The sequence below is a fragment of the Streptomyces sp. NPDC002490 genome (assembly GCF_040296045.1).
Classification (GTDB): Bacteria; Actinomycetota; Actinomycetes; order Streptomycetales; family Streptomycetaceae; genus Streptomyces.
On sequence record NZ_JBEOWM010000066.1, the window covers coordinates 19653 to 30224 of the forward strand.

Below are 10572 nucleotides of genomic sequence, written 5' to 3' on the forward strand. Positions count from 1 at the left end.
GGTCCACCCGCCGGCGCGGGGACTCGGCGCGCTCCTGGCGGGAGGGTTCCCGGGTGGGCGGGCCGTCCGGGACGCGGAGCGGGACGGCGCTCACCGTCGGGCCAGGTACGTCTGGAAGGCCCGGTACAGGGCGTGGTTGGCGGTGCCCGGCAGCGGACGCTCCCACTCCCCGAGCGTCTCGACGACTTCGCCTCCGGTGCCGAGCTTCCACCGCAGCAGCCCGAAGGACCGTTCCTCGGGGTCGAGCGTCGCGGGCACCCCGCGCATGTCGTACGCCCCGGCGCCCAGGGCGTGCGCGTCGAGGATCATCCGCCACTGGAGGGCGTGCGAGGGCCGTACCTCGCGCCGGTGGTCGGCGGACGCCCCCGTCTGGTACCAGACCCGGCGGCCCACGGTCACCAGGGTGTGCGCGGCGAGGACCTCCCCCGCGTGCCGGGCCAGGTACAGCCGCATCCGGCCGGGCTCCTCGGCGTTGAGCGCCGCGTACTGCCGCTCGTAGTAGTCGAGGCCCCGGCCGAGGCGGAACCCGTCCCGGCGTTCGGTCAGGCCCAGCAGCCGGTGGAACTCGGGGAGTTCGGCCGCACTGCCGACGACGACCTCCACCCCGGACTTCTGGGCGCGGCGCACGTTGCGCCGCCACTCCTGGTTGAGGCCCGCCCACAGTTGTTCGGGGGTGCGTCCGGCGAGCGGCAACCGGAACACGTGCCGGGGTTGCGCGTCCCCGTCGCCGCCCGCCCCGGCGGACCGGGAGCCGGGCCCCGTCTCGCCGCAGCGGTGCCAGCCACGGGCCCGCAGCCGCTCGGCGACCGCGGTGCCCAAGGGGTCGACCTCGCAGTCGAGGACGTCCCCGAGGCGGGCCCCGGGCCCGGTGCGCGCCTTCAGGCTGGGGGCGCTCCACCGGCGGTGGGCGGGCGAGGGCCCGATCCGCACGGCGAAGGCACCGGCCTGCCGCAGGTGCTCCAGGAGCGGGGTGAGCCAGGCGTCGACGTCGGGGTCGGACCAGTCGACCACCGGCCCTTCGGGCAGGTAGGCGAAGTGTTTGCGGGTGCCGGGGAACTGGCGCAGCAGGGCGAGCGCCACCCCGTGCAGCAGCCCGGCGGCCGGGTCCGGGCCCCAGCCCAACAGCAGGGGCCGCCACTGCTGCTTGACGTGCGCCCAGGACGGACACTGGAGGAAGCCTGCGCCCAGCGCGTCGCCGGCGCGGGAGGCGAGGAACGCGCGGTACTGGGCCGCGGTGACGGGCGCCAGCCGGACGGGCGCCGCGGGGCCGTGCGTCGTGGGACGGGGGCGCGGCAGGTCCCGGCCGGGCGGGGTGAGGACGGCAGACACGCAATGGCCTCTCTTCCGCCCCCGGCGGGGGTGCCGGGGACGGCAGGATGCTCACAGGCGCAGGTGACCGTGGCGCGCGGGGAGTGTGACGGGACGATGACCGTCGCCCCGGCCCGCGGTCAACGGCCGGACCGGTGGACCGGGCCGGGGGCGCCGCCCCGGTCGACCGCGAGCCGCCACAGCGAGGTCACCTCCGCGGCCCGCGCCGGGTGCAGGGGGTCGGCGGTGTCCCGGGCCCGGGAGTGCCGTGGCCGGGTGTCGATCCGGTCCACCACGCGCAGCCCCGCCGCCGCGACCCGGGCCAGCAGGTCGGCCCGCGTCCTGAGCCCGAGGTGCTCGGCGAGGTCCGACAGGACCAGCCAGCCCTCCCCGCCGGGGACGAGGTGCGCGGCGAGCCGGGCCAGGAACTCGTGGAGCATGCCGCCGCCGGGATCGTAGACGCCGCGTTCCAACGCGGAGGTCGGTCGGGCCGGCACCCACGGCGGATTGCACACCACCAGGTCGGCCCGGCCGTCGGGGAAGAGCCCGGGTCCGAGGACGTCGACGCGGTCGGCGAGGTGCAGCCGGCGCGCGTTGTCCCGGGCACAGTCCAGCGCCCGCGGACTGATGTCCGTGGCCACCACCCGGTCGAACCCGCGGCGCGCCAAGACCGCCGCCAGGACGCCCGTCCCCGTCCCCAGGTCGTAGGCGGTGCCGCGGCCCGCCGACACCGGCAGCGGCGCCCGGGCGACCAGGTCCACGTACTCGCCCCGGACCGGGGAGAACACCCCGTAGTGCGGGTGGATGCGGGCCCCGAGGGCCGGCACGTGCACGCCCTTCGTCCGCCACTGGTGCGCCCCGAGCACGCCCAGCAGTTCGGCGAGGGCGACCACCACCGGCCCGGACGGCGGGCCGTACGCCTCGGCGCACGCCCGGCGCACGTCGGGGGCCCTGGGCACGTCCAGTCGGTGGCCGCCCGCATCGGCGTCCACCGGCACCAGCAGCTTGCCGAGCACCCGGGCCCGGTGGCCGCGGGTCCGACGGTGCAGGTGGAAGGAGGCGGCCGGTTCGTCCTCGCCCCACCGGGCGGGCTTCCGGTCGACCCGGCGGCCCAGGGCCTCCAGGAGCCGCCGTGCGCGGGGGAAGTCCCCGCGCCACAACAGGGCGGTCCCCTCACAGGCCAGCCGGTGCGCGGTGGCGGCGTTCAGGCCCTCGTCCACGACGAGGACCCGGCGGGGCGGCGGGGTCCCGTTCTCGGAGTGCCAACGGGCGGAACGGGGGGTGTCGGTCTCGGTCCAACGGATCGTGGACATCGCGTACTCCTCGTGAGCGAACGTGCGGGGGCACGAAGAGCACTTCGACGAGGAGCGACAGGAAGGCGGCAGGACGCCCCGCACCGCGGCGCGGCACGGGGAGCACCCGGGTCGGAAGGGGCTACCGCTCCCGCGTCGAAGCGCGAGCGGAGCAGTCGCCGAGGACCATGCCGGGAACCGTGCCGAGCACGACGACCACCGGACCTTTCACCGGAAGCGGAGAACGGCCCCGGAGCGCCGGGCACGACGCACCACGGGGCGGACCCGAGGCTCCCACGGTCCCCCGGGCACCGGCAACCCGGTTCCGCGGACGGCCGGATCGGGCCGTCCGCACCACGGCGGGGCGGTCAGCTCCAGTCGTTGCCGCGGTTGTGGCCACGGGCGCCACCGGCCCCCATGCCGAACTGGGCGGCCGCCCCCGAACCGATCCGCGCGTTCTGCGGCGGCAGCAGTTCGCTCGGCTGGACCAGGACCTGTCCCCGGCCCTGGAAGCCGAGCTCCCACCCCTCACCGGTGTTGCCCCGCCGGCGCCACACCGTGGCCGACTGGGTCTGCGCCTGCATCTGCACGCGCAGGGCCGTGGACCAGGCCACCACCGCATCCGCGTCGACGTTCACCGAGGTGGACTCCGGGCCCACCCGGAGCAGCAGCGGCTCGCCGGAGGTCATCAGGGCCACCTTGCCCCGGCCGGTGATGTTCAACTGGTACTTCCCGGTCCCCGAGATGCCGTACTGGCTGTCCACCTCGATGACCTGGTGGTTCAACGAGGAATCCAACGCCAGGACGTACGAGCTGTCGACCGTGAGACCGTCCCTGTCCACGTCCACCAGATGGACGTACTGCGCGAGGTTCGCGAAGTACACGACCCCGTCCCCCTGGCAGCGCATCAGCTCCAGCCCCTCGCCGGTCTCCCGGCGTCGACGGCGCTCCTGACCGCTCTGGTACTCGGCGTCGAACTCGATCGTCCCCTGGTAGGCGACCATCGCCCCCTTGCGGGCGAGCACGTCGTCCCGGCCCTGGAGGACCACCCGCAGCAACTGCGGGTTCTGGAGGGAGAACCGCTCCGCGGTCTGGTTGTCCGCATAGGCGAAAAGCGGGCTCTGCATGGTCTTCGCTTCCCCTCAGCCCCGGATACGGAGTCGGTCGGTGCTGTCCTCGCTGGGCTGCACCACGACGATGCCCTGCCCGGAGAACGCCATCTGGAACGCCTCGCCGCTGCCCCGACCGACCAGCGCACCGGCCTTGAAACTCCGCTTGCCCTTCACCTTCAGGTTCGGGGACCAGGCCAGCAGCGCATCGGGGTCGACGTAGGTCTCGTCCTCGCCCCGACCGCACTCCACCACGATCGGGGTGCCGCGCGAGGTGAGCGCCACCCAGCCCTGGCCGCCGACCGTCACGTTCCACATGCCTTGACCGGCGAACCGGGTCAACCCCTTGACCTTCTCGACGCCCCACTGGAGGTGCGCGTCGAAGGCGAGGAGGTTGCTCCCGTTGACGGAGATCGCGTCCCCGCCCAGATTGAGGACCACGGCGTCGGCCCCGTAGTCGGCGAGGTACAGCAGCCCGTCGCCGAAGCACCGCATCAGCGGCGCGCCCTCCCCGCTCGCCCACTCGCGGGCCTGCTGGCGCAGCGCCGGCGGGCTGCCGTCGTACTGGACGTAACCGTCGTAGGCGACCATCGAACCCGCACGCGCGTACACGTCCTGCCCGCTGCGCAGGGCCACCTTGACCAGGTGCTTGCCGTGGTTCTCCATGCGGACGCCCGCGGGGGCCGGAACGGCACCGGGGGCGCCGGGCACGCCGGGACCCCCGGGGAAGCCGGGGCCACCGGGGCCGGGGACCGGGGCGAAGCCCGGAGAGTACTGGTTCATGACGGGCTCCCTCAGACCTCGTGGGGCTGGACGACGATGAAGTTGCCGGGCGCGCCCCGGAACTGGAGGTTCACGCCCTCGCCGGTGGACCCGGCGGAACGGTTCGCCCGCAGCCGGACCTGACTGGTGACGATCACCTGGGCACCCGCGGACCAGGCCACCAGCGCATTGCAGTCCGCGAACGTGCTCGGGGTGACCGGCAGCACCACCGGAGCACCGTGCGTCTTGACGACGAGGGTGCCGGTGCCCTGGAACTGGAGGGTGAACAGCGCCCCGCCCGGGATGCCGTGGCCCTCGATGCGACGGACCTCGTAGTGCAGCGCCTCGTCGAAGGCGAGGACGTTCTCGGCGGAGACGCAGACCGCGTCCCCCTGCAACTCCACGGTGTGCAGGTGGGACGCCTCCTCGGCGAAGAAGACCTGCCCCTTGCCGGTGCAGCGCATCAGCTGCATCTCCTGGCCCGTCCCGTTGCCGACGACCCGGCCCACGAACCCGGCGCTCTTGTAGCCGAAGTCCACCTTCCCCTGGTACAGCACCATGCTGCCCTGCCGGGCCAGCACCGGACCGCCGCCGGTGGCGAGGTCCACCCGGACCAGCTTCTCGTTCTGCATCGTCCACCGCTGACCGGTCGCCAACTCGTTGAACCGCTGGAGCCCGGCGGCCACGCCCTCCGGGACCGGCGGCTGGGCTGTCGTCGACCCCACGGCGAAGGACGCCGCCGGGAACGAGCCGGACGCCTGGCCCGCCGTCGGCGCCGCCGACCCGCCGGGAGGCGGCGGGGCGGCCGACGGGCCGGTGCCGTGACCCGGCGGCGGGGTCGGCGCCCCGGGCGGGACGCCGTAACCGGGCGGCGGCGGGGCGACGGGCACCGGAGCCGGTGGCGCGGCCGGCTGGCCGTACCCCGGGGGCGGCGGCGCCGACGGCGCGGGCAGCGGCGCTGCCACCGTCGGCGCACCGTGCACCGGCGGAAGCGGGGGCGCCGGCTGCGGCGGCGGGGCGGCGGCCGGCGGGCCGGGAACCACGGGAGGCGCCTGGTGCGCCGGAGGAGCGAACCCGGGCGCCGGCACCTCAGCGGGAGGCGCGAAACCCGGCACGGGCGCCGCCTCCTTCACCGGGGGCGCGAAACCCGGCACGGGCTCCGGAGCGGCGGGCTCCTCCTCGGCGACCTCACCACCGAAGTTGCGCAGCAACGCGTCCAAACCGCCGTCGAAGCCCTGCCCCACGGCGGCGAAACGCCACACGTCCTTCAGGTACAGGTCCCCGAGCATCACCGCGCGCTCGGTCGTGAACTCCGCACCGTCGAACGGATACCGCGCCACCTCCTGACCGCCCGCGACGATGCGCAGGTAGCCGGGAGCGATCTGCGACATCTGCCCGACGCCGTCGACGGTGGCCGTGAACGTCAGCCGGCGCACGGCCGGCGGAATCCGCTCCAAGGTGACCCGGAACGACTCCGTGTCCCCGGCCTGCGGGCCCAGGAGCTGGATCGACTCCTCCGGGCTCTTGGGCTGGTTGAAGAAGACGAAGTACCGGTCGTCCGACAACCGGTCGTCCGCGTCCAACCCGAAACAGCTGATGTCGAAGGTCAGCCCGGGCGCCGCGATCTGCACCCCGACGTAGAGATCGGTCCCCGCGGTGAGATCACCGATCCTGGCCTTGTGGCCCCGCTGGAATTCCCTGGCCATGCGCTGCGACCGTCCCCCATCCCGGATACGAGTACGTCGGCCAGGCTAACCGCTGATGCCGACACCGGAGCGTTCCGGTACAGACCCGGTACACAACCCCCACCCGCCCCAACCCCCACCACCGGCGCATCCCCGACCGCCCGCCGAGGACCCGCCGGACACCCGGAGCCGACCTACCCGCCCGCCCGCCCGCCCGCCCCGAGAGCGGAACGCCTCAGCCCCCGGACGGCACCGGGCGGTACGGCAGCCGGTCCGCGGCCACCACCCCCTCCAGGTACCCCCGCGCCCGTTCCGTCTTCGGATACGCCTCCAGCAACCGCCAGAACTCCGGCCCGTGCCCCGGCACCAACAGATGTGCGAGCTCGTGGACCAGGACGTAGTCCACCACGTACTCGGGCATCCCCTGGAGGCGGTGCGACAACCGGATGCTGCCCTCCGAAGGGGTGCAGGAGCCCCAGCGGGTGTTCTGGTTCGTCACCCAACGCACCGAGGACGGCAGCGCCCGCCCCCCGAAGAACTGGGCCGACAGACGCTCCGCACGCTGGACGAGCTCCGCGTCCCCCAGCAGCTGCCGGCTCTCCTGCGCGGCGAGCTTGTCCAGCATCACGCCCACCCACCGCCGCTCCTCGGCCTCCGACATCCGGGCGGGGATCAGCACCACGGTGCGATCGCCCTCGCGGTAGGCGGAGACCGTACGACGCCGCCGCGCACTGCGGCGCACCTCGACCGCACTCGTCCGCACCCCACCGGACGACGCATTCGTCGAGGGGCGCTGGGACGGTCCGGCACTGTGCAGTGGATCCGCTGGCACGCTACGACGTTACCCGCTGCACCTGTGAGAAGTCCCGACCGCCGATCCGTTCCGCGTCGACACACCCCCGCAAAGCCGAGCCGGTATGAAGAATCAGCCCCCCTGTGGATAACTTTCCGCATCCCCCGACCGACTCCGCCATCATCGAACCAACGACGTCACCGGCGGAGCACGGGGGTCTCCGCCGGTGACGGAGTACGGTCCGGGCCCAACCGACCGCGTCGACCCGACCGGTCCGGCCGCGCACCACCGCGCGCCCAAGGCCCGGACCACACGAGGAGGGGTGGGGCGGGGGCGGGGGGGTGGGGGGAGGGGCCCCCGGAACGCCGTCCCCGCCCTACCGGGTCGCCCCCCCGTCACCCCGGCCCGTCTTCCTCCTTCCCCCGCCTCCGCCCGTTCCCGTTCCCGTTCCATCGTCTGTCCGTCCGCCCGCCACCGTGCTAGGAGTCGGCTTGTCCACCACGCGGTCCTGCGCAACGTCCCGTCGTCCCTCCGCCGCGGTCTCCCCCGCTCATCCGCTGCTGAAGCCAGCGCTCCGGCGTGCGTGGCGCGATCTTCACACCGTTCAGTTCGGTGTCACTCCGGCGCACGCCGTGACGCTCGGGCCGCTGGATGCCGCGACCTCCGCCTTCCTGAAGCTCCTCGACGGCACCCGGGGCCGGGCGCTCCTGCGGGAGGAGGCCGGGCGGGTGGGGTTGTCCGGTGCGCGGGCGGACGCCGTGGTCGAGCGGCTCGCCGGGGCCGGGCTGCTGGACGACTCGACGGCGGGCGGCCCCGAGGTCGAGGCGCTGCGCCGGCGTACCCGTGCCGTGGACCGCCTCCGCGCCGATCACGCCTCGCTCACGGTGACCGCCCGGGAGCCGGGTGGGGCGCTGGGTGCCCTGGCGGCACGTGCCGGGGCCCGCGTCCACGTGCGGGGCGCGGGCCGGACGGGGGCGGTGATCGCGTCGTTGTTGGCGGCGGCCGGCGTGGGGGCGGTCGAGGTGCGGGACGGCGGTCGGGTGGAACCGTGGGAGGTGGCCCCGGGCGGGCACCGTCCCGATGCGGTGGGGGAACGGCGCGACCGTTCGGTGCGCCGTCTGGTGCACGAGGCCGCGCCGGATCGCGCGCCGCGCGCACGGCGCTCGCTTCGTTCCGCCCCTTCCGCCCCTTCCACCGGCTCCACCCCTTCCACCGGCTCCGCCGGCGGGCCCGCCGCGGAGCGCCCGGCCGGTCCGTCCGAGGTCTCGGCGGCGGAGCCCCGTCTGGCCCTCGCGGTGTTGGCGCCGCGTGGCGGTCTGGAGGCGTACGCCCCCGATCCGGCCGCGGTGGAGGACCTGATGGCGGCCGGTGTGCCGCAGTTGTACGCGGGGGTGGTCGAGGGCACGGCGGTCGTGGGCCCCCTGGTGCTCCCGGGGCGTACGGCCTGTGCCGAGTGTCTGTTCCGTTCCCGTACCGACGAGGATCCGGTGTGGCCGCGGCTGCTGACGCAGTGGCGCTCGGGGAACCGGCCCGGGGTGGCGCCCTGCGAGGTGACACTGGCCACCGCGGTCGCCGGGTTCGCGGCCGGGCACGCCCTGGCCCTGTTGGACGGGACGGTTCCGGCGAGCGCCGGTGTCCGGTGGGAGGCCGCGCTCCCCCGGTTGGCCTGGTGTGCTCGTCCGTTGCGTCCTCATCCGGGGTGCCCGTGCGGGGCGGCCGGTCGTGGCGCCGATGTCCGGTACCGCTCCGAATGAGCTCGCGGGGCACGACAGAATGTTTCCGTCACCGCCGTACGCGGCACGGCGGTCAGGGACTTGGAGGGGCGCATGTCTGATCTTCCTCGGAAGGCGGTCACCCGAACCGCGAAGTTGGCCGCGTTGCCGCTCGGCATCGCGGGGCGCGCGACCTGGGGGCTCGGCAAACGCATCGGCGGAAAGTCCGCGGAGCTGGTGGGGCGGGAGTTGCAGGAGCGGACGGCCGACCAGTTGTTCAAGGTGTTGGGCGAGTTGAAGGGCGGGGCGATGAAGTTCGGGCAGGCCCTGTCCGTCTTCGAGTCGGCGCTGCCCGAGGAGGTGGCGGGGCCGTACCGGGCCGCGTTGACGAAGCTTCAGGAGGCCGCTCCGCCGATGCCCACCCGTACGGTGCACGGGGTGTTGGCCGAGCGGTTGGGCGAGGACTGGCGCGAGCTGTTCGCGGAGTTCGAGGACAAGCCCTCGGCTGCGGCCTCGATAGGTCAGGTGCACCGTGCGGTCTGGCGGGACGGTCGCGAGGTCGCGGTGAAGGTCCAGTACCCGGGCGCGGGCGAGGCCCTGTTGTCCGATCTCGCCCAGGTGGGACGTTTCGCGCGGTTGTTGGGCCCGTTGTTGCCGGGCATCGAGGTGAAACCGTTGGTCGCCGCGTTGCGGGACCGGGTGGCCGAGGAACTCGACTACGGCCTGGAGGCGCATGCGCAGCGGGTGCACGCGGAGGAGTTCGCGGGTGATCCGGACATCCTGGTGCCGGCGGTGGTGCACCAGTGCGAGCAGGTGTTGGTGACGGAGTGGGTCGAGGGCGTGCCGCTGGCTCGGGTGATCGACGAGGGGACGGTGGAGCAGCGGGATCGGGCGGGGCAGTTGTTGGCCCGGTTCCTGTTCTCGGGTCCGGCGCGTACGGGCTTGTTGCACGCGGATCCGCATCCGGGGAACTTCCGGCTGTTGCCGGACGGGGACGGGGGGTGGCGGCTGGGGGTGTTGGACTTCGGCACGGTGGATCGGTTGCCCGGGGGGTTGCCGGTGACGATCGGTGAGTCCTTGCGGCGGACGTTGGACGGTGAGGCGGAGGCCGTGTACGCGGCGCTGTGCGAGACGGGTTTCGTGAAGGAGGGGGTGGACCTCGATCCGCATGCGGTGCTCGACTACCTGTTGCCGATCATCGAGGCTGCCGAGGTGGAGGAGTTCACCTTCACTCGGGAGTGGATGCGTGCACAGGCGATGCGGATCGCGGACCCTCGTTCTCCTGCCTATCAGTTGGGCAAGCGGTTGAACCTCCCGCCGGAGTACTTGTTGATCCACCGGGTGTCGTTGAGCACCATCGGCGTGTTGTGCCAGTTGGGTGCCCGGGTGCCGCTGCGTGCGGAGTTGGAGGAGTGGTTGCCGGGGTTCCTGCCGGGTGGGGAGGGGGGCGGCGTCGGGTGATCGCGGGGTGGGCGGTTCACCACCAGGGCGAGTCGAGGCGGCCTTCGATGGAGCGGAGGTTGTCCCGGGCGCAGCGGACGCAGAAGTAGCGGCGGCTGTGGTTCTCGACGGAGCAGGTCCAGGTGTGCGGGTCGCCCTCGGTGGTGCCGCAGCGGTCGCAGTGGGTGGGGTGGTCGGGGTCCGGGGTGCTGGGGTCCGTCGGGTCGTCGGGTGCGTCGGTGCGCTGACGTTTCACCGGGCGACGGTATCTCCGTTGCGGGGTGCTGGGGTTCGGCGGGCGGGGCCGGCTGGTGGTGGGGGCCGGTGGGGTTCGTCGGTGGTGGCTGGGATGCACGGAAGTGCCCGTGGGGGCGGGTCCCCCGCACCCAGTGGCCCGTGACCCGCACCTACTCGGTACGGGCCTGGGACCCCAAGACCCGCGAACTGGCCATCGACTTCGTCGTGCACGGG

10 protein-coding genes are annotated in these 10572 nt (G+C 74.0%); 3 read left to right on the plus strand and 7 right to left on the minus strand.

Annotated elements, in window-relative coordinates; genetic code table 11:
- Positions 1-90: 90 nt before the first annotated feature.
- The 6 genes from ABT092_RS28080 to ABT092_RS28105 all read right to left on the minus strand — a co-directional run bounded on the left by ABT092_RS28080 (position 91) and on the right by ABT092_RS28105 (position 6988).
- Positions 91-1329 (minus strand): lipid II:glycine glycyltransferase FemX, encoded by a 1239-nt coding sequence (locus ABT092_RS28080; protein ID WP_451362852.1) that lies wholly within the window; start codon positions 1327-1329, stop codon positions 91-93.
- Between the two features lie 119 nt (positions 1330-1448).
- Positions 1449-2621, minus strand: a complete 1173-nt coding sequence (locus tag ABT092_RS28085; protein ID WP_351248747.1) for a methyltransferase — start codon at positions 2619-2621, stop codon at positions 1449-1451.
- Positions 2622-2968: 347 nt separating this feature from the next.
- On the minus strand, positions 2969-3727 hold the full coding sequence (locus ABT092_RS28090; protein WP_351248749.1) for an AIM24 family protein: 759 nt from the start codon (positions 3725-3727) through the stop codon (positions 2969-2971).
- A 15-nt stretch (positions 3728-3742) separates the two neighbouring features.
- A complete protein-coding gene (locus tag ABT092_RS28095; protein ID WP_351248771.1) occupies positions 3743-4375 on the minus strand; it encodes an AIM24 family protein in 633 nt (210 codons plus the stop codon).
- A gap of 128 nt (positions 4376-4503) precedes the next feature.
- The gene (locus ABT092_RS28100; RefSeq protein WP_351248751.1) at positions 4504-6177 is read right to left on the minus strand and encodes a TerD family protein; all 1674 of its coding nucleotides are present in this window, start codon (positions 6175-6177) and stop codon (positions 4504-4506) included.
- Between the two features lie 214 nt (positions 6178-6391).
- A complete protein-coding gene (locus tag ABT092_RS28105; RefSeq protein WP_351248753.1) occupies positions 6392-6988 on the minus strand; it encodes a M48 metallopeptidase family protein in 597 nt (198 codons plus the stop codon).
- A gap of 452 nt (positions 6989-7440) precedes the next feature.
- On the opposite strand from ABT092_RS28105, the gene ABT092_RS28110 reads away from it, so the two are divergent.
- Positions 7441-8703, plus strand: a complete 1263-nt coding sequence (locus ABT092_RS28110; RefSeq protein ID WP_351248755.1) for a ThiF family adenylyltransferase — start codon at positions 7441-7443, stop codon at positions 8701-8703.
- 72 nt (positions 8704-8775) lie between these two features.
- On the plus strand, positions 8776-10122 hold the full coding sequence (locus tag ABT092_RS28115) for an ABC1 kinase family protein (protein WP_351248757.1): 1347 nt from the start codon (positions 8776-8778) through the stop codon (positions 10120-10122).
- 16 nt (positions 10123-10138) lie between these two features.
- Here the strand turns inward: ABT092_RS28115 and ABT092_RS28120 are convergent, their stop codons facing one another.
- The gene (locus ABT092_RS28120) at positions 10139-10357 is read right to left on the minus strand and encodes a hypothetical protein (protein ID WP_351248759.1); all 219 of its coding nucleotides are present in this window, start codon (positions 10355-10357) and stop codon (positions 10139-10141) included.
- Positions 10358-10425: 68 nt separating this feature from the next.
- Here ABT092_RS28120 and ABT092_RS28125 point away from each other — a divergent pair.
- The coding region (locus tag ABT092_RS28125) for a siderophore-interacting protein (RefSeq protein WP_502968522.1) at positions 10426-10572 on the plus strand (147 nt) is incomplete at its 3' end.

Excerpts from the sequence above, each read along its gene's own strand:
- ABT092_RS28085 (WP_351248747.1), bottom strand. The coding sequence starts at position 2,621 with ATGTCCACGATCCGTTGGACCGAGACCGACACCCCCCGTTCCGCCCGT.
- ABT092_RS28090 (WP_351248749.1), bottom strand. The coding sequence starts at position 3,727 with ATGCAGAGCCCGCTTTTCGCCTATGCGGACAACCAGACCGCGGAGCGG.
- ABT092_RS28095 (WP_351248771.1), bottom strand. The coding sequence starts at position 4,375 with ATGGAGAACCACGGCAAGCACCTGGTCAAGGTGGCCCTGCGCAGCGGG.
- ABT092_RS28100 (WP_351248751.1), bottom strand. The coding sequence starts at position 6,177 with ATGGCCAGGGAATTCCAGCGGGGCCACAAGGCCAGGATCGGTGATCTC.
- ABT092_RS28115 (WP_351248757.1), top strand. The coding sequence starts at position 8,776 with ATGTCTGATCTTCCTCGGAAGGCGGTCACCCGAACCGCGAAGTTGGCC.